The 24628-nt window shown below is 43.5% G+C and carries 21 protein-coding genes and 1 pseudogene; 9 read left to right on the top strand and 13 right to left on the bottom strand.

Translation table 11 applies throughout. The annotated features are described in order from the left end of the window. Window positions 1-114: 114 nt before the first annotated feature. The 4 genes from FWF39_RS08020 to FWF39_RS08005 all read right to left on the bottom strand — a co-directional run bounded on the left by FWF39_RS08020 (window position 115) and on the right by FWF39_RS08005 (window position 2283). Window positions 115-381, bottom strand: coding sequence for a hypothetical protein (locus FWF39_RS08020; RefSeq protein WP_343382921.1), 267 nt, complete (start codon window positions 379-381; stop codon window positions 115-117). A gap of 132 nt (window positions 382-513) precedes the next feature. Beyond that, on the bottom strand, window positions 514-921 hold the full coding sequence (locus tag FWF39_RS08015) for a hypothetical protein (protein WP_343382920.1): 408 nt from the start codon (window positions 919-921) through the stop codon (window positions 514-516). A 172-nt stretch (window positions 922-1093) separates the two neighbouring features. After that, entirely contained in the window at window positions 1094-1720 is a 627-nt protein-coding gene (locus tag FWF39_RS08010; RefSeq protein WP_343382919.1) for a methyltransferase domain-containing protein, read from the bottom strand. A 341-nt stretch (window positions 1721-2061) separates the two neighbouring features. Next, window positions 2062-2283, bottom strand: coding sequence for a hypothetical protein (locus FWF39_RS08005; protein WP_343382918.1), 222 nt, complete (start codon window positions 2281-2283; stop codon window positions 2062-2064). Between the two features lie 263 nt (window positions 2284-2546). Here FWF39_RS08005 and FWF39_RS08000 point away from each other — a divergent pair, with 263 nt between their 5' ends. The 4 genes from FWF39_RS08000 (at window position 2547) to scpB (ending at window position 9253) form a co-directional block, all read left to right on the top strand. After that, on the top strand, window positions 2547-3947 hold the full coding sequence (locus FWF39_RS08000) for a hypothetical protein (protein WP_343382917.1): 1401 nt from the start codon (window positions 2547-2549) through the stop codon (window positions 3945-3947). 200 nt (window positions 3948-4147) lie between these two features. Beyond that, window positions 4148-7702: a chromosome segregation SMC family protein gene (locus FWF39_RS07995; protein WP_343382916.1), complete on the top strand. Its 3555-nt coding sequence runs from the start codon at window positions 4148-4150 to the stop codon at window positions 7700-7702. Beyond that, window positions 7702-8412, top strand: coding sequence for a hypothetical protein (locus FWF39_RS07990; protein ID WP_343382915.1), 711 nt, complete (start codon window positions 7702-7704; stop codon window positions 8410-8412). The genes FWF39_RS07995 and FWF39_RS07990 overlap by 1 nt, the downstream gene beginning before the upstream one ends. Next, entirely contained in the window at window positions 8399-9253 is an 855-nt protein-coding gene (scpB, locus tag FWF39_RS07985; protein ID WP_343382914.1) for an SMC-Scp complex subunit ScpB, read from the top strand. Before FWF39_RS07990 ends, scpB begins: the two co-directional genes overlap by 14 nt. Window positions 9254-9316: 63 nt before the next feature. On the opposite strand, the gene FWF39_RS07980 is transcribed toward scpB, so the two are convergent. Next, a complete protein-coding gene (locus FWF39_RS07980; protein WP_343382913.1) occupies window positions 9317-9496 on the bottom strand; it encodes a hypothetical protein in 180 nt (59 codons plus the stop codon). Window positions 9497-9817: 321 nt separating this feature from the next. Between FWF39_RS07980 and FWF39_RS07975 the strand changes: the two genes are divergently transcribed. Beyond that, complete coding sequence (locus tag FWF39_RS07975) at window positions 9818-12496, top strand: PQQ-binding-like beta-propeller repeat protein (RefSeq protein ID WP_343382912.1); 2679 nt, start codon at window positions 9818-9820, stop codon at window positions 12494-12496. 160 nt (window positions 12497-12656) lie between these two features. On the opposite strand, the gene FWF39_RS07970 is transcribed toward FWF39_RS07975, so the two are convergent. The 5 genes from FWF39_RS07970 to FWF39_RS07950 form a co-directional block, all read right to left on the bottom strand. Next, complete coding sequence (locus FWF39_RS07970; protein WP_343382911.1) at window positions 12657-15068, bottom strand: ATP-binding protein; 2412 nt, start codon at window positions 15066-15068, stop codon at window positions 12657-12659. Between the two features lie 248 nt (window positions 15069-15316). Continuing rightward, complete coding sequence (locus FWF39_RS07965; protein ID WP_343382910.1) at window positions 15317-15997, bottom strand: diphthine--ammonia ligase; 681 nt, start codon at window positions 15995-15997, stop codon at window positions 15317-15319. A gap of 53 nt (window positions 15998-16050) precedes the next feature. Then, window positions 16051-17232, bottom strand: coding sequence for a phosphoglycerate dehydrogenase (locus FWF39_RS07960; RefSeq protein WP_343382909.1), 1182 nt, complete (start codon window positions 17230-17232; stop codon window positions 16051-16053). Window positions 17233-17315: 83 nt separating this feature from the next. Further along, window positions 17316-17609, bottom strand: coding sequence for a hypothetical protein (locus tag FWF39_RS07955; protein ID WP_343382908.1), 294 nt, complete (start codon window positions 17607-17609; stop codon window positions 17316-17318). A 195-nt stretch (window positions 17610-17804) separates the two neighbouring features. After that, the gene (locus FWF39_RS07950) at window positions 17805-19142 is read right to left on the bottom strand and encodes a serine hydroxymethyltransferase (RefSeq protein ID WP_343382907.1); all 1338 of its coding nucleotides are present in this window, start codon (window positions 19140-19142) and stop codon (window positions 17805-17807) included. Window positions 19143-19425: 283 nt separating this feature from the next. Between FWF39_RS07950 and FWF39_RS07945 the strand changes: the two genes are divergently transcribed. Beyond that, entirely contained in the window at window positions 19426-21102 is a 1677-nt protein-coding gene (locus FWF39_RS07945; RefSeq protein ID WP_343382906.1) for a glycosyltransferase family 39 protein, read from the top strand. A gap of 141 nt (window positions 21103-21243) precedes the next feature. Here FWF39_RS07945 and FWF39_RS07940 read toward each other — a convergent pair whose 3' ends face one another. Beyond that, window positions 21244-21615, bottom strand: coding sequence for a hypothetical protein (locus tag FWF39_RS07940; RefSeq protein ID WP_343382905.1), 372 nt, complete (start codon window positions 21613-21615; stop codon window positions 21244-21246). 461 nt (window positions 21616-22076) lie between these two features. Here FWF39_RS07940 and FWF39_RS07935 point away from each other — a divergent pair, with 461 nt between their 5' ends. Together FWF39_RS07935 and FWF39_RS07930 are read left to right on the top strand one after the other, a co-directional pair. Beyond that, window positions 22077-22394, top strand: a complete 318-nt coding sequence (locus FWF39_RS07935) for a PadR family transcriptional regulator (RefSeq protein WP_343382904.1) — start codon at window positions 22077-22079, stop codon at window positions 22392-22394. 120 nt (window positions 22395-22514) lie between these two features. Continuing rightward, a complete protein-coding gene (locus FWF39_RS07930) occupies window positions 22515-22751 on the top strand; it encodes a hypothetical protein (protein ID WP_343382903.1) in 237 nt (78 codons plus the stop codon). Here the strand turns inward: FWF39_RS07930 and FWF39_RS07925 are convergent. Next, complete coding sequence (locus FWF39_RS07925) at window positions 22748-23797, bottom strand: mechanosensitive ion channel family protein (protein ID WP_343382902.1); 1050 nt, start codon at window positions 23795-23797, stop codon at window positions 22748-22750. The two genes, FWF39_RS07930 and FWF39_RS07925, sit on opposite strands and share 4 nt — an antisense overlap. A gap of 175 nt (window positions 23798-23972) precedes the next feature. Here FWF39_RS07925 and FWF39_RS07920 point away from each other — a divergent pair, with 175 nt between their 5' ends. Next, window positions 23973-24323 carry a response regulator gene (locus FWF39_RS07920; protein ID WP_343382901.1) on the top strand — a complete coding sequence of 117 codons (351 nt, stop codon included), beginning with the start codon at window positions 23973-23975 and terminating at the stop codon, window positions 24321-24323. 3 nt (window positions 24324-24326) lie between these two features. Here FWF39_RS07920 and FWF39_RS07915 read toward each other — a convergent pair. Further along, window positions 24327-24628 (bottom strand): annotated as a pseudogene (locus FWF39_RS07915) (hypothetical protein); the annotation flags it as partial.

Here is a 24628-nt window from a genome sequence, read left to right as displayed (position 1 = left end):
TTAAAATACATCTTTAAAGTCAAAATAAACGACATATGGCATCTAAGTGAAGTCACCAAAAAAACCAACGACCTACTAGACACTCTAAACCTCCATATTACTTAAAACAGGAAGTTAGGGGTTTATTGTGGTGGTTTCTGAGTTTTCGCCTTGGAGGGTGATTGATTTGTTTATCACAAGGGTCTGATTTATTGTCTCGTAGGTGCCGTTTTTGATAAATACGGTATCCCCGTCTATAGCGTTTTTAACGGCTGAACTCACTGTTGGGTAATCGTCTGGAACAATGATTGTTTTGCCTTCTGCTCTAAGGGGCAATGTGGTGTGAACACTTGACCCAACCAATAATACAAGAACGAGTAGCAAAGCGAGGCGTTTAACCATTTACTACCACGCATAATTACGTCTCTTGGATGTGATATTAAGTTTCCTTGAGACAAAACAGCCGTGCTATGCCCATATCAGTAAGTTCCGAAGGGACTCCCTGTTTGAGTCTTGCTTGATCAAGTGTATATGTTATACTTCATAAGATAGTCCTGCGTTGTTACACCATTCTTTTGCGATTGCTATATACTCTTTGTGTTTGAATTTCTCCCAAGCTTCGTTTAGTCCAGTATTGAGGCAAATCTCTCTAAATCGTCTAAACGCTCCCTTGCCGCTTAATGCAACTAATAATCGGTGTTGCAACTGGGCGTCAGCAATTTGTTTAGCAAAGTCAGTCATAATTTCATATTCATTGATATCTTGGGCCGTTGGAGACGCTACCCAAACATCCTTATCTTCATATTTTTCTGTACCTACCTTATCGCCAAAATTCTCGTTATAATACTCAAATTCCCCGGTTTGCTTATTATAAAACAAGCGGGATCCCGACGTTATATCTTCAAATTCTCCCGCAACTTCTTTTAGAGATAACTTTTTCACAGATCGCCTCTCTCCTGATATCTGATGGTACTTCTTATTTTTTAAAGGTTTGAAAGTGTTTCGTTTATACTTTCCATTTATGTTGTTCCAGCGTGTTTTTCACCATGCTGTTGCTGATGCTTTAGCAAATTTTCTCTCAATACTCTACGTTCAATCTGTCCAATCGCAGGTCTTATTCCTTATGTGTCTCAAGATATACAAGCGGAAAAGCCGCATGTAATACTTGCCATCTCTCTACCCGAAAACCGTTCTGCTCGATAAAGGCAACGTACTCAACCGGGCTCCATTTTGAATAGGTTTTAAACCCGATAAACTTTAATATTTTCGCATTCAAGTCCCAAGTTGACTCACGTAAATGACCCTGCGAATAAGTAGGCGCAATAAGCAGCCCTTTTGGCCTTAGCACTCTTGAAATATCACTAAGCACCCTAACAGGATCCGGCACAATGTGAAGTGCATTTGAGATTATAACCGCATCAAATGTATTATCCCCAAAAGAAAGCCCAGTCGCATCCTCTACTGAAAACCGTACATTACCCGGAGCTTTTTTCTTTCTTGCCGTATCAACCATTTTAGGAGAAAAATCAACCGCTTCCACAGAACGTACACATGTAGCTATATTTATAGCAACCAACCCAGTCCCAGTTGCAACTTCTAAAACATCCATATCAGGCAATAACGAACCTGACATTAACTGATACATTTCTAAGTAGGCTTTACCGTTGAACCGTTTAATCTCAAAGTCATACAACTTTGCATAACGATTCCAAAAACTTTTGTTAGCCGGTCTTTCACCCATCGTTTATCCTCCCAATTACAACAGATCAACTTACAACACATTACTGAACCCAAAAATATCATACTTTTGGTAAGCAGGCAACTGTACAGTTTGACAAATACATCAAAAACCCTGCAAAAAAACTACAACATCTGCATAGCAACATATTGCCTTGACTATCAGTGTCTGAGCTGTAATTTTACGTGGAAGGTATCGTATTTTTGAGAATCTCAAAGCATTAGAAGCTACCTCGGGAGGTTATTGGCGGCCTTGACGGGAGTCTTGCTTGTAATTGGTTGGTTTGGGTGATATTTTTGAGGGGAGGTCTGCCCACGAGGTGAGGATCACTGAAACTGAAACTATTAGGCTTGTTTAATTTGGTTTTCACGGAGTTCTTTTTGCAGTCTAAGTATAGCGGAAGCTAAGGTTGACAGAAAAACAATTGTAATCGCAAACACAACAATGCCTACTTTGTACATGAACTCCATATCCACATAGATAACCAAAAACATAGTCACCAGCATCAAAGCTAAAGTTAAGCCTTCTTGGATTCCGCTGAAGCCTCTGAGGTTCCCAAAACTCACTTAAGCACCTTCTACTGTTTGCAGTGCACAGCAGATACATATTAATTTTCTGTCCCAGAGTTACAGAGTTGCCTTCTAGGTTATTTAGACTGTACCCAGGGTTGTTTTATGATACTTCTTATATTGTGTTCTTTGGTATCTATGGTGAGGTTGTAGAAGGAGCAAAGAAGCGGGGTTGCTGTAGTGTGAGGCGTGTATGTCATGTAGTGTGTTTGGTTTTTGTGTGTTTGTTGGTTTGTTGTTTGTTTAGTGGGGTTTCTGTTTTGGGGGCATCTGTGTCGCCGCCGGAGGAGGATGTTTGGGTTAGGTTTGCATCGTTGCAGAAAGCACGATGCGAGTTGGGTGCTGCGGTGGTGGATGGTAAAATCTATGCTATGGGGGGTACTGTGATTACTTACCCCGGTCCTTGGCGTATTGAGCGTGAAGTGGTGACTACAAATGAGATGTATGATCCAGTTACTAACAGCTGGTCCTATCAGACGCCGATGCCTGCGCCCAGCAATAATTTTGCAGTGGCTGTTTTTGAAGACAAAATTTATTGCATAGGCGGAGGTGGGTCAAGTGCGTTTAATTGGGTTTATGATCCTGTATTGGATACTTGGGCGAGTAGAGCGGTTATGCCGATTTCTCAAGAGGGGGCACAGGCAAATGTTGTGGGTGGGAAAATATATGTTCTTGGAGGATCTTTGGATGGTTCTTTGAATTGGATTTATGATCCCTTGGCAGATAGTTGGTCTCAGGGTGCTTCGATGCCTGAAGGATTTAGGGGTTCTTCTACGGTTTATGGTGATAAAATTTATGTGGTTGGTGCTTATGCCAATCCAAGTTATTGGGATGGTGGTGCTGATTTTAACGATACCAGTGAGGTAACAACTTTGGTTCAAGTTTATGACCCGATAAAAGATGCTTGGGATGTGGTTGCAACGGGTGGTCCTTATTGTATTGTGCGTCTTTTTATAATATCGACTTCAGGGATTTACGCTCCGACAAAAATCTATTGCCTTGCCTACTCACAGATGAATCTAGGCTTTATTGGTGTGGGCGGGTCTGTTTATGCGGAGCATATGGTTTTTGATTTGGAGACTAAGAGTTGGGAGCATGTTGCATGGTTGCCTGTGATGCGTGCGGAATTTGCTTTGGTTGTTATGGCTGATTTAGTATATGTTATTGGCGGTTATTTGCCTGATGTACCTTATTTTCTTGATCCACCATTTTATCCTATTAATGTTGTGTCGGGGCTGGTTGAGCGGTACACTCCGTTGGGTTATGGACGGGTTGCACCGGAGATTTGTGTTTTGTCTCTTAAAGATAGGGGCACGTATGGTCCAGATGAGCTATCTCTGGTTTTTAGTTTGAATCGTCCTGCTGTTTGGATGGGCTATAGTCTTGATGGACAAGCAAACGTAACAGTTGAGGGTAATGTGACTTTGCCGGAGTTATCAAGCGGTTCGCATAGTGTGAGAGTGTTTGCGGAGGATGAGTATGGAAACATGGGTGTTTCTGAAACTATAACTTTCTCTATTATTGATGAGCATATCTCAATGGTTTTTATCGTTGCTGTTGTGGTTGTGGTTGTTGTGGTTTGTGGGGGTTTATTGTTGTTTTTAAGAAAAACAGGTGAACGAAATGCACTTCGAAATCACCAAACCTTGCGAGATATTTAACCTAAATAACGCTGTTTTATCAAGAGCTGGTTTTCTGTTTTTCCAATATTTGGTGCCGGTCTCAGGTAAAATCAGTGGATTGCCTGTTTATTTAAACAGATTCGTGGCAATAGTCTAAACCCCTAAGAGATAACATAAGCTTTTATACGTATGGTGTTGAATGTTTTAAAAGAGTAACCGACAAGAGGGGAAAGGACTAAGTGCCGTATATCAAAAAAATCGAGTTAAAAGGCTTTAAGTCTTTTGGCCCCCAAACCGTCAAGGTTAACCTTGATAAGGGCTTCACAGCCATAACAGGGCCAAATGGAAGCGGCAAAACTAACATTATGGATGCTCTTCTTTTCTCTTTGGGTGAACTCAGTACTAAACGGCTCAGAGCAGAAAATAGTTCCAAACTAATTTTTCACGGTTCTGAGCGAGGCGGCTTAGAAAAAGCCAAAATGGCCAAAGTTGTGGTACAATTTGATAACACTGATGGGGTTATGCCTGTAGAAACCACAACAGTTACTATCTCACGTGAGGTGTATCGTAACGGGCAGAGTGTGTATCGGCTAAACGGACGTCGCATGAGCCGGACGCATATAACTGAAACGCTCTCTGTTGCGGCCATATCCAGTATGAGCCAAAACATCATTCCCCAGGGCACCATCACCCGTCTAACCGATCTTACTGCTCCTGAGCGGCGCAAAATTATCGAGGACCTCATAGGTATTGCTCAGTACGATGAAGAAAAAACTGAAGCTGAAGAAAAACTTCGCGCCGCCGACATCTCTATTCGCACAGCTATGGGTCGAATAGATGAGGTCCAAAAACGTCTCGATGACCTAGAGCGCGAACGTAACCAATTGTTGCGCTACAGCTTTATCCAAACCGAAACCCGCAAATTCCAAGCTGTAAAAGTCTCAAGCGACATAAACCATCAAAACCAAAAAGTCATCGAAAACACCACCCAAACCCAAAAAGTGCAAGAACGCGTCGACAAACTCAAAGAACAACGCGACCTGCGACGAAACAAACGCCACGAAATTGAAGGTGAATGGCGTAAACTAAGCGGCGAAGGCCTAGAACAGGGCGGCAGCGAAGTGTTGCGGGTACAAATCAAAATCGGCGAATTAAAATCCAAACTCACCGAACTTAACTCCAAAATCAACTCCGGCCAAGCCAGCATTGACAGCTTCAAACGAGTACGAGAAAACAACCTAACCCAACACGAAACCCTCCAAAAAGAAATCCACGAAAACCGCCTAAAAATCCGCCAATACCGAAGCGAACTCGAAAAACTCAAAACCCAACTCAGCGAAAAACAAGCCCAACATGAAACAATGGCCAAAGAAACCGCCCAACTCTGGGAAGGTCTAGATGATAACAACCAACAAATCCACCAACTCAACGGCGAAATCGAGGGTTATGTGAAACGCTTAGCTTTTCTGCGCTCAGAATACAAACAAGACAAAGCCGCCCTGCGTCTCTGCAGAGGCCGAATTAAAAACCTAAATGTGCGAAAAGAAAAATTCATCCAAAGCCACACCGAAATCGAAAAATCTCTCTCGGAGCTCGAACAAGTACAAAAAGACCAAAAAAACCAGCTCAGAAACCTCGAACACACAATCGAGCGCAAAAACCTCCAAAGAGATACTGTGTCAAAAGAAATTTTGGATGCAGAAAAAATCGCCAGCTCCGCCAAAGACGCCGTTATCGAATTTGCAACTCAGCGTAGCCTCGCTGCAACTATAGCAGCCGAAGAAAAAGCCCTGCGAAGTATCGAGGAAATGGGTAAAGTAGGCGCCATCCATGGCATCCATGGCCGGCTCCGAGAACTTGTCAAAATAGACAAAACCTACAAAAAAGCCATCGATGCCGCCGCCACAGGCTGGATGGAAGCTCTTATCGTCAAAGATATTGATACTGCATTCACATGTACCGAAACCCTTCGACGTATGAAGCTGGGCCGAATCAAACTTATTCCCCTGCAGGGTGCTATCAACCCCAAAAACAAAACTGCGCCCAAACGCGAAGGCATATTGGGTCCTCTGAGCAGTTTTATGAGATATGCCTCAAATATTGATTTTGCCATAAACTATGTGTTTGGCGACACCCTAGTGGCCGCCAGCGATAAAGTTGCGTTTGCTCTCTCAAATGAAGGTTTTCGCGCAGTTACGGTAAACGGTGATCTCTATGAACCCGGTGCATTTGAAAGCGGCTACTACCGAGCCCCTATAGACTTCTCCACCATAATCCCAAGCGAAAACGCCCTCAAAAGTCTCGACGAAGCTGTTAGAGCCCTCCAAACCCATCTCACCCAGCGAAGTACTGACATAATAAGCATTGAAGAAGAACTTGAACATGCCAAAACTGATATGATCCGCCTCACCGAGGGCATCGCAACCCTGGAGCGCGAAATCATCCGGGTTCGCCGTGGTGTTAAACGCGCCCAATTCAACATCCGCTATATCGACAAATATGGCGGCAAACTCGAACGCGAAGCCGCCGCCTTCAAAGGCCGAATGGCCGTCTATCGTAACGAGCGTACCAACATCCAAACCCACCTCAAACGTATCCACACCGAAATCTCGGCTCTACGACTAAAAACCGATGTAGAACACATAAAAGAACTAGAAGTCCAACGCGAAAAATTCGGCGAAGAAGCCAACACACTGCGCCAACGCATTGGCTCACTGCAAACCGAGATCAACACAAACCAATCCCAATTCGACCACGTTTTACGTATCAGCTACAAAAACACCAAAATCCAACTAACCAAACTAGATCAACAACAAGAAAAACTCCAAAAAGAAGTTACTGATGCTATTCTTGAGCGGGATCAAGCAAAAACAGAAGTCGATGAACTCGAAAAAAACCGAATTGACCTCTCAAACGCATTACTCTCCGCACGAGAAGAAGCCCAAAAATTCACCTCCCAAATAGACACCATAGACGCAGAATTACGCGTACTTGACGTAGAATATGACCAAGCCGATCGACTGCGAAACCAACTCCAACTAGGCATGGAAACCGCCCAGCTGCGTCTCCAACAACTCCAAACCCAACTCAAACAATACGGCTATGACCAACCCATAGAAGTTAACGAACGACAACTACAAGACGCCGAAACAACCATCCGCATGATGCAATTTGAGATGGATCGTATTGGCGCCGTCAACCAACTGGCCGCCCAACACTACGCCGACCAAATCAGCCGTTACCGTGAACTCTCGGTACGTCTAAACGAGCTTGAACGCGAAAAACAGGCTATCGTCGCATTTATGGATGAAATCGAAGCAAAGAAACGAAAAGTTTTCATGACCGCGTTTGAAAAAATCAATGCAAGTTTAACAATTTACTTTAGCAAAATGACCGGCGGCGGCGAAGCCACCCTAAAACTAGAAAACCCCGAAGAACCCTTCAGCGGCGGTATTGATATGGTCGTTCAGTTCCCAAACAAACCCTCCATTGTTGTAAGCGGAGCCAGCGGCGGTGAACGTTCCATATCAGCAGTTGCCTTTATATTCTCACTCAAAGAATTCTCCCCCGCCGCATTCTATGTTCTAGACGAAGTTGATGCTCACCTAGACGCTTTCCACACAACCAAACTCGCCGAAACCCTGCTCGAAGAAGCAGGCAGAACCCAGTTCATAGTTATCAGCCTACGCCCCGAAATGGTCAACAAAGCCCAAAAAGTATATGGTGTCTATGAACGAAACGGCATTTCAAATGTGGTAACAGCCAAATTCCCCGCGGAGGCCTCAACCCAGTAATGTCCTCAACCACCTCCCCAACCGTATCACGCCGCCCCTTCTATTTGCGCCCACCTTGGAATATTTTATTTGAAATAAGCAAACTCGAAAAACTCACCCCCTGGAACGTCAACATAGCCTACCTGCTACGGACCTTTTTGCTCGAAATGGAAAAAAACGCCCCTGAAAAAGTAGACTTCCGAGCTTCAGGTGTCGCCTTGGACTCCTCCGCGCTGATATATCTCATGAAATCTAAACTCCTCCTAACACTACAAGAACCCCCCCCGCCACCTCCAAGAGTACCCACCGACTTTGTACCACCACCCCTATTCTTACCCCTCCGACATGAACTCACCTCCACCACAATCCAAAACCTACTCGAAGTCCTAGACGACGTTTTAAAAGGCGAAAAACTCCTTAGCCTTCGCCCAGCAATAGAGCAACACCCTGTTTTACCCGCCGTCACTGATCTGTTACCAAAATTCGACAAATTTATCGCCGAACTCGAAATGCAAGTAGACCAACTCTACGCTATACTGGTAGAACGCACCGGCGGACAAGGCATCATCGACTTCACCACCCTCTCCAAGGGCGCAACCCGCATCGAAGCCCTGAGAATGTTTATCTATTTACTCTTCCTTGCCCAAGACGGCCTAGTCAGTCTGTGGCAAAACGAGGAAACCGAAGAACTCTACATAGCAGTGGGGAAACTAAACATTGGAAAACCTTAACGACCAACCCATTAAAGAAAACCCAACCAACAACCCAACCGATCTGGAGATCCAAGAAACAGTTACACCAAAGGCCGATCTGGAGATCCAAGAAACAGTTACACCAAAGGCCGATCTGGAGATCCAAGAAACAGCTACACCCGAAACTACCCCCACCTCAGAGACAACCCAAACAGCTGAAAATGTTGAACCCGTTATAGACACTGAACAACGCCGGACACAAACCCTAAACCTGCTCGAAGCAGCCCTCTACGTAGCCGGACGCCCCCTAGACATAAACGAGCTATGCCAAGCGGTGGGTACACGTAGCAAAAAGCGGGTCATCAGTTATGCCCAAATCCTCATGGAACAGTACAAAGCCCGTAACAGTCCCCTTGAGATACTATCACTCAAAGATGAACGTTATGTACTGCAAGTCAAAGCAGAATTCACTCCTCTAATAAAGAAGCTAGTCAATCGTCCCCTGCTCTCCTCAGGCCCCCTAAAAACCCTCTCCTACATCGCTTACCGCCAACCCATAACCCAAAAAAGAGTTATCCAAGTCCGCGGACAACACGCCTATGGCCACATCAAGGTACTAAAGGATATGGGGTTGATTATAACGGAGCGAAGCGGGCGATCGTTGGCTCTTAAAACTACTGATTACTTTGCTGATTACTTTGGATTAACGCAAGATACGTCAACAATGAAACGAGATCTGCGAAAGATTTTTGGTACCGCCATTAAAGAGGATGCCCTCGAACGAGCCCAAAAAGAAGCAGACGAAGAAAAACAAGCGATGCAAGAGACTGATGATTTCCAAAAAGACGACAACAGTACATCTGAGCAAGTTTCCTCATAATTTTTGTTCTTTGAAAGATCTTTCTTTTATACAAAAGTGCAACAATAAGCCGAACTATTGTAGTCATAAATCAACTGCTAAAATAGATTCCCTCAAAGTGTGTTCTGATAGAATGGTGGTTGGTTGTTGTTCGGTTGAGGTTGGGTTTGGAGTGGGATTTGACTGATTTGGCACTTCATTGTCTAAAGCTTGTTTGATGCTGATTGTTTTTATATTGCTCCAATCGCTTTCGCCAGTTAGCATTTCTGTCCAAACTTCTGGTATAGTATTAATTGAAATCTATAGTGTGTCATTTTCTTTTCTTCTGTAGTGTTCAAGTTTTCTTCTTTTGGCTGATTTGTATATTGCGCATTGCGATTATTTGTGTATGTTTGTTGGTTAAGTTTTTGTTTTTTTGATTTTTCTTTGGTGGGTGTGTGGTGTTTTTCTGTGTTTTATGGTGTGTTTTGTGGTGTTTTTGTTGGGTGGTTGTTGCTCTGTTGTATGTCAGACGATAGACTTCTGACATGATTTTATATGCTTGAATTGCCGCTAGTACTTAAAAAAAAATATGAAGAGAGAAATATGAACACACAAAAAAATAAACTAATGTTAGTTATTACAGTGGCATTACTCATGATTATAGTAATGCCAATCTTAGCGACGACTATTGAAGCACAAACACTGCGCCGACAGTACACCACATATGCTAAAGTCACAGTTCAGCCTGAAGTCATAGGTATACACCAAAGAGCCATGGGCTATGCCTTCCTAGGCAATCCGCCACTTCCCGGCTCATCAATGAACAATCCCTACAGATACCGCAACTACACAGTATGGATCACTGACCCTGACGGCAAAGTAGAGACCAAACACTGGGATATAATTGACGACACAACTGGTTGCCAAATGTTTAGCTACTACCCCGAAATCGTAGGCCAATACAACGTCACCTTCACTTTTGGTGGAATGACTATAACTTCTTCTGACACAAGTTCTTCCAGTAGCATTGGTGATGTTTATCTGGCAAGCACTGCAAACTGCACATTCTATGCCCAAGAAGAACCAATCCCTGAATTCCCAGATAGCTATCCTCTTCCAACTGAATACTGGACACGTCCCATCTATGGCGAAAACCCTGGCTGGTTCAAAATAGCATCTAACTGGCTAGGAACCGGAGCACCCGTTAACTCAAACACAGGCTATGGCACCATCTCTGGCACAGGCGGTCAAGCAGTAATTCAACGCTATCCTGGTGATGCAGTCGGATCCAAGACCGGCCACGTCATGTGGACTAAACCCATGCAGTCTGGCGGTGTTGTTGGTGGCGAAAACTATGAAATCGATGGTCAAACCTTCTTCGAAGGCTCAGCATACATCAACAGATTCCAAAACCCCATAATCGTAGCAGGCATGCTAATCTACAACGAACCACTCAACTTTGCAAGTGCAAGTGGCGGCGATACAGTCTGCGTTGATATAGCCACCGGTAAAGAGCTCTGGCGAAGTGCAACTATGCCTACACTTTCATTTGGTAACATGCGCGACGTACAAGACGGAAACCAACACGGAGTGTTCCCACCACTAATTGCCACAGCAAACTGGGGTCGAGTCTTTGACGCATACACAAGCTATCCTCTGTTCAACGTCACTGGTGTCCCAGGCGGTACACTTGTATCAGGACCCAACGGTGAACACATAAGATACACAATCTACAATAATGGCACAAACACAGCCCCAAGCTGGTACTTATGTATGTGGAATTCCACTTTAATGTGGAACGGCGTCGGTTATCACCCAGGTGACACCCAAAACACACCACAAATCAACGCGGTTAACGGTGTAGTAGCAGCAAATACTGGCAGACGTTATAACTGGATAGACTCAACAACACAAAACAAATCCATACCTTGGAGAAGCCAATACCCAACCACCGCAACTAACCTTACAGTAGTTGCAGCATACTATAATGACATTATGATCTTACGATATGGCACCTACCCCACACTAACTGGTCAAATGCAAAACGTTTCAGGCGTTGTTTCACTGGCTACCACAAGCTGGACATATTTCGCTGTTAACATTGACCCAGAAAGCAACAGATTTGGTGATGTCGTCTGGACAAGCTCATCATTCAGCTCTCCACAGGATAAAACCATTACCTGGGCAGGATCAGATCCAGTTGCAGAGGTCTTCATGGAAGGCATTAAAGAAACAACTCAATTCGTTGGCTACAGCATGAGAACTGGCAAACAGCTATGGACAACTGAGGGTCAAACAACACTAGACTACTTCGGCAACCCATCTTGGCCATATGCAGCTGCACAAAGTGCATACGGCAGACTCTACAGTCTCAACTTTGGTGGTCTACTCTATTGCTATAACGAAACCAACGGTAAGTTACTTTGGACCTATGGAAACGGTGGCCCCGGTAACAGCACCCAGAGTGGTTTGCAGGCACCAGGCTACTACCCAGGATTCATAATGGGCGTAGGCGACGATGTTGTCTACATCGCAGCAACCCAACACACAATCACTACACCTATTCCAAAAGGCAACTTTATGCGCGGCATCAACGCAACCACAGGCGAAGAAATCTGGACAATATCTGACTACACGGGTACCTTTTCACCACTTCCATATGCTATGGCTGATGGATATAGTTCATACTTCAACGGCTATGACAACCAAGTCTACACCGTAGGAAGAGGCCCAACATCACTAACCGTAACAGCACCCGATCTATCTGCAGACTACAAACAACCAGTCGTAATACGCGGCACAGTCTATGATGTCTCAAGCGGAACAAAACAAGATGAACAAACTGCACGATTTGCAAAAGGCGTCGCAGTAGCATCTGATGCTTGTATGGCTGAGTGGATGGGCTATATCTACCAAAACAAACCCCTACCTGCCAACTTTACAGGCGTTGACGTAACAATATACGTAGTTGACTCAAACAATAACTACCGCCCAATTGGCACAGCAACCACTGACTCAACAGGCGCATACAGTCTAGTATGGGAACCAGACATTTCAGGAACCTTCTCTGTCACAGCAGTCTTCCAAGGAACCAACGGCTATTGGCCCTCTAGAGCAACAACAGCATTCAACGTAATGGACGAAAAAGTAACACCCGCACCAACAGAAACACCACCCTCAATAACTGACACATACTTCATCCCATCTGTCATCGGCATCATCGTTGCAATACTCATCGTCGGCATCGCTACAATATTCCTGCTCCTAAGAAAACGTCCATAAAAAACCAAAACAACAAACTTCCCCCTTCTTTTCTTTTTTTGTAAACCTTCTAACCATTAAACAACTCCTAACCTAACCCACAATAATTTCTAAAAAGCAAACATCAAACAACATCAAACAACCCAAAAATTAGTATCTGCTGACCATAAGATACCCCATATCAGTTATGTGTTCTATCTTCGGTTCTTCGGGGGTTAGTCTCGCTGGAGAGGAGCGGGTATTCTCTGAGTTTATCAGCCATCATTTGTAGAGTTTTATCCACCAAATAGTTAATGGTGTCTTTTTCATAGGTCCCATCTGATTGTTGGTGCCCTGCTTTTTTACCCGTTAAAACCTCGACACCCTCATCGATGGTTTTAACCGCATAGATGCTAAATTTATCCTCCTTTACCGCATTCACAACTTCTTCTTTTAGCATCAGATTCTGTACATTACTCTCAGGGATCATCACTGCCTGATCTCCAGTTAAGCCTCTGGCTTTGCAGATTTCATAGAATCCCTCAATTTTCTCATTAACACCCCCAATAGCTTGCACCTCACCTTTCTGGTTTACCGAACCCGTAACAGCTATGTTTTGCTTAATTGGGATACCGCTAAGCGCCGATAGCAAACTGTAGAGTTCAGTACTTGAGGCGCTGTCCCCCTCAACACCTGAATAACTCTGCTCAAACACCAATCGCGCACTAAGGCTAAGTGGTTTATCTCTAGCATATCGATCGCTAAGATAGCCACTTAAAATCAAAACCCCCTTAGTGTGGATGGGTCCCCCCATCTTAGCTTCCCGCTCAATATCCACCACCCCCTCTCGACCCAAACCAATACTAGCAGTAACCCGCGAGGGTATGCCAAAAGCAAAATCACCCAAACTCATCACCGATAAACCATTAACCTGCCCCGCTTTTTGCTCAGCAGTATCTATGAGAAAGAAGCCGCGGGTAATCATCTCATGAATCTTTTCTTGCATAAGCTTGTTACGGAAAATTTTTTCTTCGATAGCTCGTTTGACATGTTGTGCAGTTATGAATTCTGATTTGTCCTCCGAGGCATAAAAATTAGATTCACGCACAGCATCTGCTATGACAGAGAATTGGGTGGAAAGTTTTTGTTGATCTTCAACGACCCGCGAACTGTATTCGACGATTTTAGCTAACCCCCCACTATCAAGGTGTTTTAGATGTTCTCTATCACAAAGTGTGCAGACAAAAGCGGCGTATGCTTTGACTTTTTCATCGGTGCGAGGCATCGTTGTGTCAAATTCTGCTTTAACCTTAAAGAGTTCTCGAAAGTCCGGATCGAGGTTAAACATTAACTGATAGATATTTGGGTCGCCTATGAGAATTATTTTGGTTGTAAGCGGGATGGGTTGAGGTTTGATGGTTTTTACGCTCAAAAAACCATAGCGTTCTTCAGGTTCCTCGATGATTATATGTCCATCTTTGAGGTTGCGTTTTAAACCGTCATAGCTAAAGGGGTTACGGAGCAGTTCTTCAACAGAGATGATCAGATAGCCACCGTTGGCTTTATGGATGCTGCCCCCCCGTATCATGCTAAAATCTGTGGTCAGAGCGCCGAACTGGGCTTCTTTTTCAGTTCTACCCAGCAGATTATGATAGGTGGGGTTGGTTTCCATAACTACAGGCGCACCTCTGGTTTCAGAGTTATCAATGATGAGGTTAACCTCATATTTCTTATAGGGATCCTCGCGCATCCAGGGCATCGAAAAGGGCAGTTGCTGTTGTTGGGCTTCGTTGTTTCTTTGAGCAAATTGTTGAAGATTATCTAAAATGTCATTTTCAACTGCTTTGAGATAATTCGCCGCTTCAGGTATCGCTTGATATTTCTCACGAATACTCTGCAACTGATTGCCTATGGCATAGAGCGCCACTTCTTTGTTGAGTTTCTTGAGCGTATCGTGGATCTGGCGTTCCATATCGATGAGTTGACGCATAGTGTAGCTGAATTCTTTTTCAAGTTTCTCCCGCTTCTCTGCGAGCTTCGTTTTAATGTCCTGAGGAAGAGCTAGCATCTCTTCTTCACTAAGCGGTTTACCATCAAGAACCGGGATAAGAAGCAAGCCCATGGGAGTAGTTTGAATCACAAAACCTTCGCTTTGGGCTTTAGCAGTTATTTGCTCGATTAGTTGTTTGCGTTTGTTCTCGATTCCACGCAGGGTGGCTTCGCGTTTGGTAACATAGTCTTCACTTTCAAAGGCTTTGGGCAGGGCCGTTTTTATGTTCTCAATAAAATTTTTCATGTTCTCGCGAAATTCTCTACCTTTGCCCTGGGGTAACTCAATTGTTTTAGGTTCATATTGATTGCCAAAGTTGTTGACATAGAGCCAATCTGAGGGCACAGGTTGCACTTTGGCTTGGGCTTCCACAAAGTTTTTCACCGCAGTTTTTCTGCCTGTCCCCGGATAACCCGCGACATACATGTTAAACCCATGATTTTTAATACCTAACCCAAATTTTAAGGCCCGAACTGCACGATCCTGTCCAATGATTTCTGTGAGAGGTGTGAGGTCTTGGGTGGATCCACACTGCATCATGTTAGCGTCACAGGTGTTTCTCAATTTCTCCACTGGAAGCCTGTTTACCAATCAAAATCCTCCTGCAAAAAGTCTCCTAAAAACTCAATAAAAGATAGGTTTTTGGACTTTTAACTTTTCTCGCTAGCCGTCTATATGTTGCTTAGTTAGTAACCCGTTCTCTACTGTAGAAAAATCCAGTAGTCTTGTTTTGGCTTCAGTTAGTTGTGTGTTCTGGGCTGATTGGTTTGATTTTTGTAAGCGCTTAAACTGTTGGTAGCTTGGGTTTGTGTTTATTTTGGTGTTAGGCGGGCTGTTTTTATATGGTAGGTGCCTGAGCTTCCCTGCCATTCGGTTGTGGCCTCGGTGATTTCAATTTTTTGTTTAAACAGGGGGGCATCAAGGACGGTTGTTTCGATTTCTCCGCCTTCTCCTGCGGGGTTGATGCCGTATTTGTTTTGTAACTCTACTAGTTGTGCAATTCTGGATGTGTCGATTTGTTTGCCTAGCCAGGTTTTGTCAAGGGGATAAGCAAAGACACCTGAGATGATCACTTGAAATTTTTTTGCTATGAGCTCTTCTAGGAGTGCTTTTTGGTTGTATTTCCAGAGGGGATTAAACTGGCAGAGGTTGAGTTTGTCGCAGATACGTTGGATACGTGTTGTTTGATAGGTTGATTCTACGGTGCCTGTGACTATACCTTCGATGTTGAATTGCTCTTTAGCTTCAGATAGGGCACATTCCAAATCGATGAGTTCCGTTTCTTTTTTGCCCTCTGTGGACGTAGAAACCAGTGGCAGCTCCAAAGCTTCTGCTTGGAGTGTGGTCATCTCAATGTTGGGGGTGTGAAACATGTAGCTTTCTTTGTTTTTGGATGTGAGCGTAATTAGACAGACTATTGTCTCTTTTTCTTTTGCTCTGTGCAGGGCTAAGGTAGAATCTTTGCCGCCTGAAAATAGTACACCAAGTCGCATAGAAACAAGAAAGATAAAAGATGTTAATAGCCTGTATGCTTAAAAAAGAAAAATTAGGTTTTGATGTTGGATATATTGGGGATGGCTTTGAGTGCAGTTATGATTTCAGATGTTACTTTGTGATGTACTACATAGACTGAGATGGCATATCCAGTGCTGATTTGGCGGCTATAGTTGGCACGTATGTTGATATTGTTATCCGCTAAGACCTTGTCGATGTTGGCAAAGACTCCGGGGACATCTTTATGGTGTATGAAAAGCGTGAAGATCTCTTTTTCTTCAACATCAATAGATTCGCCTGCGTTGACGGCGTTAGTAAAGTCACCGCCCATCAAGTAGCCGGAGAGAACTTTGGCGATCTCTGTGGAGGTTTCTCGTTGCGCCTCAACAGTGGATGCGCCCAGATGACTGCTTAAGACAACATTTTCCAGCTCTTTGAGTTTGTCGATGAATGAATCACCTTCGCCTTTAGGTTCTTCTTTGTAGACATCGGTGCCATAACCCGCGATTTTGCTGTCTTTGAGTGCATTGTAGAGTGCTTCTTGGTCGATATTGTTGCCTCTGCTGGTGTTTATGATGTATGCACTGGATTTCATAACGGCTAGTTCCTTGGCGCCTATGATGATGTCTTTGCCGCCGGTGTGGATACTTATGTAGTCGGCTTGTGTGAGGACCTCTTCTTTGGTTAAGAATTTAATACCGCTCTCCAAGCAGGGATTAATATCATAACCAATAATCTCCATATCAAAACCTAGCTTGGCAATGCGTGCGACTTTTTGGCCTATTCGACCACAGCCTATTAACCCCAACGTTTTAAATGATAGTTCTCGGCCTTCGAGTTTCTTCTTTATCCAAACTCCGTTTTTAAGTGAGTGATGTGCTTGGGGAATGTTACGTGAAAGCGATAGCATTAAACCAAATGCTAATTCTGCCACAGCATTGGTACTGCCATAAGGTGCAATTTTAACAACCACACCACACTGTGATGCCGCGGTTGCATCAATGTTGTCATATCCTACGCCCGCGCGTCCGATGATTTTGAGTTTACCTTTGGCGCCTGCTTCAATTATTTCCCGGGTGACTTTAGTGGCGCTGCGCACAACCAAAGCATCGAATTGACCAATTTCTGAGAGCAACTGGGGTGCATCTCGTTTTTTAGTATCGGTTTCTATGCCTGCTTGCTGGAAAACAGCTAACCCCTCTTTCTCTAAACCATCGTTTATCAGTACTTTCATGTGGAAATCCGCCTTTAATTAACTTGATTGAAATGTCATGGCTGTTGTGGATAATAAAGTTCTCTAAAAAAATATTCCCTGACTTATGCTTTGACTTTAGGTTTAGTTGATCTTGCCGTGCGAACTCGGGTTGCTGCTACATCAAAGGTGGATTTTTTATGACAATAGGGACATCTTAGAACCCGATAATTGCGCTGAACCAAAGAGGCTATGGTAGCTCCAGGTATCCAGTGGAAATTAAACGTTTTCCGACAACAAGGACATATCAACTTTGAGGTGTAGTGAGGACCATATCTTGGCAACAGAAAAAACAAAACCACAAACCCTATGGCAACTCCAACCAAAAGAATTGCAAGGGGATCTAGCGGCAAAGACATGGTTTCTCAACCTGACATTGAAACATACCCTAATTAAGCTTGTTGGAACCCAAAAAGTAGTTGCATAGAAACAAAATTACCCACCCCCACAAGGTACAAGTTGCTCTAAAATGTTTCCAAGCTATCTGTCCCTTAACGATTAGAGCGGCCAATCAATTTTTGGGTTAAATAAAATAAAGAAAAGAAAAGCTTAGGTTAGTTTTTTTGAACGTACTTTAATGCTTCTTCTACAGTTTGGAAGCCATATTTGATGCCAGAAAACTCTTTTTTAAGTGCCAAAACATCTGTTTTGACTTCTCCGGGGGTACGTTTGCCCTTGATGATATCGAGCATGAGGTCGCAGAGGTGTTTTACATCGCTTTCGCCAAAACCGCGGCGAGTGATATCTTGGAAACCAACGCGCAAGCCCGAGGGATTATCTTTGTTGTTTTGATCGTCGTAGGGCATTAGGTTTTTGTTAAGGATGATGTGGGCATCTTCAAGGTCTTGTGCGATTTTATTGCCTCCGCCAAAGTTGCTGACATCTAAGGCGAGTTGATGGCTTTTTGTGAAGCCTTTATGTTCTGCAACGACTTTAACACCGTTTTCATAGAGATACTGTCCTGCGGTTTGAGCGTTTTTGACAATTTGAGCGGCTAATTCTTGACCAAAGAGTTTCATTTCCAAGCAGGCTATGCCTAAAGCGGGGAGTCTGCCTAGATGGGTGCTAGATGCGCTAAGTGGAAATACTGCATATTGGATTTTGCGGACTGCTTTTTCTTTTGCAGGGGTGTCTGCGTTGCCCATGATGACTCCGCCTTGTGGGCCTGGGAAGGTTTTGTGTGTTGATGAGGTGATAAAGTCAGCGCCTTCGCGGAGTGGGTCTTGGAATTGTCCGCCTGCAATCAAGCCTAAGACATGGGCTGCATCGTATGCGATGTATGCACCTACTTCATCGCAGGCTGCTTTGAGTTCTTTTATGGGATGTGGAAAGAGAAAGAGGCTTCCGCCAAAGGTGACAATGCCTGGTTTTGTTGCTCGGATTACATATGCAGATTTTTCGGGGTCAATATTGAATTCGTTAATGTCATAGACATGGTTTATGTTAGTTATGCCCAATATGCTGCCTGCTAATCCGGTGTAGTCATGGCTTATGTGTGCACCGCAACTCAGTGGAGTTACAATCATTTTGTTGTTTTTGGATGCTAAAGATAAGCCTTTAAATGTAGCTGTGTTGGCGTGGGTGCCTGAGATTAAGCGGACATCTGCCCATGTTGTGCGGAACAGGTTTTTAACAGCATCGCAGGCAAGATCCTCGATTTGGGACATGTACTTTTGGCCTTGATAGTACCGCTTCTTTACATGTCCTGCCATGTCGTTTTCACCTTCTGCATAGCGTGTGGCGAGGTCATGGCTCATGTTGATCATCTGACAGACAGCATGGGATTTGATGCCTTCGCTGGCTATCATGTTTATACATTCCCGGTCGCGGTACTGTTCATGCTTTTTGGATGCTTCAATTAACTCTGCGATTAACTCGGGCATATCAGTCATTATGTTCCCCGTTGGATATCAACGCATGTGGATGTTGTTGTATTTAGCCGTTACTGACACACTTTCAATACTTAACCTGCGGCTTGAAGAGCTCAATGCAATTATAGCCAAGATAACTCAGTTGTCTCATAATTGTTGTATCCCCTGATGTGTTGGCCAGATTTGCTGGCGGAGCATGGTGCGAGAATATTTTTAGTGCTTAGTGGGTGATGCCAAGTTACCCGTAAACATAATATCTCTTGACACAGCTATAATAGTGAAATGTGTGGGAGGGGATTGTTTAATGCCGTTTGGCTTGTTGCGGGCATGTGGAGATAAGCTAAAACGACTGTTTAATACCGAAGAGGTTGTGTCTTTAAGCAAGTGGCGGCTTCTTTTTTTGTGTTTTGCATTAGTCTATGCTTTCATCCTTCTGCTTAACCTCACAAAAGCGCCCATACAATGGGATGAAATCAGCCACCTCAACGGCGGCGCTCTCATCTATTGGGGCCACTACGGTGATGTAGTAAACCGTGCTTTCTATCCGCCGTTATTTGATGTATTTGCTGCTTTTTCCTTCAAAGTTTTCGGAATCACCCTATTTGCCGCACGACTGTTTCCAGTGATTTTTTCTGTGCTTTCTCTTTGGGCAGTTTTTGAATTAGCTAATCGTATGTATGGCGGCAAAGCAGGGTTGCTTTCAGCGATTATGCTGGGCATAATGCCGGGGTTCTTTTGGCTCTCTGGCTATGCGATGATAGAAACAACTTTGATATTTTTTATCACCGCATCGCTGTTTTGTTTCTATCATTGGCTAAGTAGTCGTAGAGACCGAATGCTTGTGTTGAGCGGAGTAGCGCTTGGCTTGGGTTTTTTGGCAAAATATCAGATAATCACCGCAGGCGTAATTATGATTTTGAGCCTTATCTTGTTAGCACGAAAACAGTTGAAATTCGCCTTTAAAAAATTCTCAATACTCATAGCCTCTGCGGTTCTGGTTGTGACGCCTTGGTTGATAATTGCCTACGACGTCTATAGAGATGTACTTCTTAGCAAATGGATCTATGCGCTCCAAGTGGGTAATCCTGAGCGTTCTGTGTATAGCACCCGTTTTCCTGGGCCTATTTTTTACTTCATAGAACTGGTTTGGCCCCATGACAACATTCATCCCATCTCGATTTTTCTCTACATTTTAGGCCTAGGCGGCTTAGCCTTTATGGTTTGGCGGCATCGCCATGAAGATAAGTTTATTCTAATCTGGTTTGCATGTATCTTTATCTTTTTCACACTTATCTCTAATCGAGAATGGCGCTATGTGACGTCGCTATTTCCCGCCTTGGCAATCTCTACAGCCGTTGCGGTGTTGACCCTTGGTGGTGCCTTGCAGAAAGCATGGAGAAAACCAAACTCAGCAAAGAAAAAACGTTTAGTTAAAACAGCAGGAGTGGTGCTAGCTGTTATGGTGTCAGGTGCTATGCTCTACAGCATATATGATGCCTATACTTTTACTTCACAAATGCACATAACCATAGATATCCAAGGCGCTACCAACTATGCCTACACGCATATGGACGCTAACAAATCAATCATGATGCTATGCCCCTTTAACTTCTTTAGCGCGGATATGGTGGAGTTCTATCTCTTAGAAAAAGGCGAATGCAACATAGATATCTATCAGTACCCCGAGTTGCCCGTGGACACCTATACCCCCAACTTTAACATTACTGAATTTATCGATCAATGCAATCAATATAACGTCCAATATGTTTTTACCTATGAACTTGGAGGTACTGTGCCTTACTACAACACTACTCTAAATCTTCAGCAGATCTATGCACAACTCTATGCCTCCGGTAACTTTACACACATAACTGACGAACAAACATTTGGCACAAACCCCCGGCGTATATTTATTCTAAACTTTACCGGCAGCTATCCGACTGGTATGGACCCTTTCTTTTGGACTGATGACGACAAATAATCATCCACAAAACAACAGGTACGATGTTATGCTCCTTTGTTACAACTGCAGGCTTGGGTGGTATTTGCATAAATGTTATCGGAAACTTTTGGTGTGGTTTTAGAATATGTTGTGACGGAGTTGTAGTTGTGATTGTTGTTTTTATTGGAGTTTTGCTTGTTCGGCGTTGAAGGCGGCGTTGTAGGTTCGTTTTTGGGTTTTTTCGTTGATGCTGCAGGTTATGTTTGTGTTGAAGCGGACTCCGCGTAGACGTCTTAGGTCTTGGGTCATGTCGGGTTCGGTGTCATCAAACCAGCACATGACGTAGTGGTCGGTTTTGCCCTCTTCTGTGGTAAGGTGGTCGGTGTCACCCATTAGGGTGAAAAAATCTTCGATGGTGCCGAAATATTTTGGGTTGTTGTCTATAGTTACTGTTAGCTGGCGGGCTTTAATCACCACAATTGGGTCGGATTCAGGGTTTACAGTTCGTTCTCTAAAAATACAAATAACAGGTTTTTTCCATACTGACTGCATCAAGAGATGCCTCAAATAATGGTTGGTTTAGATTTATATAAGTCTGCAGTTAATGCTTAAAATTGTTGCAGATCGCATAGAGTTCGTCTATTTTGTTGGGTGACTTGATGTATTGTTGTTATGTGGCTTAGCTGTTGCAGTGTGTGGTTATTGATTTTTGTTTTGTTTACATCTGTTTCTGTAGTGGGTGGTTGTTGTTTTTTGTTCTTGTAAGTGCGGTTTTGTTCAGTTGGGGTTTGTTGGTGTCTTGTAGAGTTTATGTTGAGCTGTATTATTTGCAATCTTTTGAAATTTAGCCAGTACTGTGGTATGATAACCTATTGTGCTATTTTATATTCTGATAGCTTTTTGCTTTAATGGGGAAATCTCGTTTTTGTGTGGCAATATTGCTGTATTTTGGCAAGATTTATATCTGTGTATGTGTGGTATAGCTGTTAAGCAGAATGCGGATGATTCGCTGTATGTTGAGTACCCGACTTCAAAAAGAAGTTTCAACCAAGCTTGCCAAAGGTCTGCTTGATGTAATTATTCTAAAATTCCTCAGTTCTGAATCTATGCACGGTTATCAAATTATAACTCAGATCCGTAAAGATTTCGGCGTTTATTTTGGACCCAGCACCATCTATCCACTACTGAGTACACTTGAAAAGAAGGGCTTTATAGGCAGTGAATGGGACATGGCCTGCGAGCGCCCAAAAAAAATTTACCATTTAACTGCTGACGGGCAGAGCGTACTTGACTACACCGAAGAATCACTCACACTTATCTGCAGACGATAACCTGCACTACATATCCATCTTGTCGCCAAACTTCATATTATTTCTGCCTAAAAACACACTCATTTATACGGCCAACCCCCAATAACAGTTATCCTCACATCTTCTACGGAAGGTCAAACTTTGCCTAATCTACCATTGGAAAACCAAAAGAAACGCGCAAAGGTACAAACGTACTTTTGGAATATAGTGGGTTCAGTTGAACATATCAACATCCCTAAACTTGAGGATGCACTAAAAAAAGAATTCCCCCAAGCAGACGATCGCTTTATCAAAGCTCAAATCCCCTTGATGCAGACCGAGAAGCGAATTAAGATACAAAGCCACGCTAAAGTATGGATCAAACAACCAATGGATTAATTGGCTTTTCTGCTGTCCATGTATTGTGTTATAGGCTGTGGCAATGTTTTCTCTTCACCTTTTACGAAGACGAGGGCAGGAGTCGCGATGACGATGCCTGCCTTCTTGAGTTCTATAAGCATATTGCTGATGAGCTCGCTTTTAATTTGTACAAGCCGGTTAGGCTCGTCAGTGTACGCATTAAGATCATAAGTTACCGCGTAAGCTCCAAGCTCCCGTAACAAGACAAACGGCTCTTTATCCGGAACAGACAAAATCCCGCTGGTTTTCTTGGCAGCTTCAATGAGTGTTCCCTGTGCATGATCCTTATCAACATCATACCCAAGGGTTACCTGTACGTTGAGCGCAACATCTCGCAGAGAACTATAGTTGTGGATTTCTTTGTTCATAACCGTCAAGTTGGGGATGCTTATAATTTCCGCTCTTATAGTTCTTATATGGATAAAGAAGAAACCAATATCGATAATGTCGCCGTGGACATCACCGATTTGCACGCGGTCACCGACTTTGAATTCGTGGGTTCCACCCAAAATAGCATAGCCCAAAATATTGCCCAAGACACTAGAGGAGAACAAACCCAAAATGAAGGTTAACATGATAACTAAGCCGTTTCCAAGAAGATCTGCGAACCATGTCCCGATGAATTGATATGCCCAAATGAAAACAAGTGCTCCTATTGTTATGATGTAGATAAAGTAGGTTAAGTAATTGGTTATGGATTTATTGGTTTTTTTTGCAACCGTTGGATCGCGTACTATTTTTCCAAGAGCCGGAGAAACTGTGAGAATGGCTGCAGGTATGATTATTTTTTTGGAAAGCGACAAAAAGAACCACACAACCAAAGAAAAAATGGCTCTTAGTAAAACCATGTAAACAAGATCCTGTGTTGCTTCATTTAGCCCAAAATATTCAAACCCGTGAAAACTGTGAACTGTCTGCAGTGCAATAAATAGTGCAATAAGGACTACAGCCCGAATTGTCATCCAGCCTAAATATTTGCCTACAATAGAAACACGAATACGACGTTTTGCCTGCTTAGTAGTCATACATCTCTCGGCATCCCTCTTTACGGTTACCCTGATATTTATATTTTAGGCAATATTGTGTCTCATCCGGTTTTAGATAGGAAAGATTTTGAACACAAATTATATATATTACAAACCAATCGCTACTATATTTGGGGATTTTTAGCACTTGTTTATCTCAAATAAGCCGTTTATATTGATTATAGACGATGACCAAGCCATTTTGCGGACGTTTATGCGGATTTTCCAGAAAAAAGGCTACACCGTTACAGTAGCAGCAAAGGGCAAAGAAGCCATAGAAAAACTAAACAACAACCACTTTGATGTGACCCTGATTGATTTCTGCCTCCCAGACATGGAAGGCACAAAACTGTTTCCAATGATAGACCATAGCTCACCTAAAGCACTCAAAATTATGTGGAGCGGCAAAATAGTACCACCCGAAAACATAACGGGTGCCGATGTACTTTTAGGAAAACCCATCCAACCCGACAAACTGCTAAGCCTAATTGACAACAAACTTAAAAACAAAAATATCGAACTATAGTCGCTAAAAATTTTTTTGCCTCTTGAGGTAACGATGGATTCCCACCAAAAAAACAATTATCACTACTGCTAATGCTATAACCAAATACCACATATTTGACGCCTGTTCGGTATTTCCAGCGCCAGATAGACTAGGCGTAGGTGTAACTTGACCTTCTTTACTGGGGATGGGCGTCGGAGTGCTTGTAGGCGTTGGGGTGGCTGTTGGTTTTGCTGTGGCTGTTGGGGTGGGTATTATTGTGGGTGTGGGTGTTGGGGTGGGTGGGGGTGTGGGGGTGGGTGTGGGTGTTGGGGTGGGTGTGGGTG

Origin of the sequence: Candidatus Bathycorpusculum sp., assembly GCF_009778815.1 — an archaeon.
GTDB classification, from domain to species: domain Archaea; phylum Thermoproteota; class Bathyarchaeia; order Bathyarchaeales; family Bathycorpusculaceae; genus Bathycorpusculum; species Bathycorpusculum hydrogenotrophicum.
This window is presented reverse-complemented; position numbering and strand designations above follow the sequence as displayed.

Bases quoted from the DNA above. Each gene is read 5' to 3' on its own strand.
- FWF39_RS08020 (WP_343382921.1), bottom strand. From the start codon at position 381: ATGGTTAAACGCCTCGCTTTGCTACTCGTTCTTGTATTATTGGTTGGG.
- FWF39_RS08010 (WP_343382919.1), bottom strand. From the start codon at position 1,720: ATGGGTGAAAGACCGGCTAACAAAAGTTTTTGGAATCGTTATGCAAAG.
- FWF39_RS07990 (WP_343382915.1), top strand. From the start codon at position 7,702: ATGTCCTCAACCACCTCCCCAACCGTATCACGCCGCCCCTTCTATTTG.
- FWF39_RS07980 (WP_343382913.1), bottom strand. From the start codon at position 9,496: ATGCTAACTGGCGAAAGCGATTGGAGCAATATAAAAACAATCAGCATC.
- FWF39_RS07975 (WP_343382912.1), top strand. From the start codon at position 9,818: ATGAACACACAAAAAAATAAACTAATGTTAGTTATTACAGTGGCATTA.
- FWF39_RS07965 (WP_343382910.1), bottom strand. From the start codon at position 15,997: ATGCGACTTGGTGTACTATTTTCAGGCGGCAAAGATTCTACCTTAGCC.
- FWF39_RS07960 (WP_343382909.1), bottom strand. From the start codon at position 17,232: ATGAAAGTACTGATAAACGATGGTTTAGAGAAAGAGGGGTTAGCTGTT.
- FWF39_RS07955 (WP_343382908.1), bottom strand. From the start codon at position 17,609: ATGTCTTTGCCGCTAGATCCCCTTGCAATTCTTTTGGTTGGAGTTGCC.
- FWF39_RS07950 (WP_343382907.1), bottom strand. From the start codon at position 19,142: ATGACTGATATGCCCGAGTTAATCGCAGAGTTAATTGAAGCATCCAAA.
- FWF39_RS07945 (WP_343382906.1), top strand. From the start codon at position 19,426: ATGCCGTTTGGCTTGTTGCGGGCATGTGGAGATAAGCTAAAACGACTG.
- FWF39_RS07940 (WP_343382905.1), bottom strand. From the start codon at position 21,615: ATGCAGTCAGTATGGAAAAAACCTGTTATTTGTATTTTTAGAGAACGA.
- FWF39_RS07935 (WP_343382904.1), top strand. From the start codon at position 22,077: ATGTTGAGTACCCGACTTCAAAAAGAAGTTTCAACCAAGCTTGCCAAA.
- FWF39_RS07925 (WP_343382902.1), bottom strand. From the start codon at position 23,797: ATGACTACTAAGCAGGCAAAACGTCGTATTCGTGTTTCTATTGTAGGC.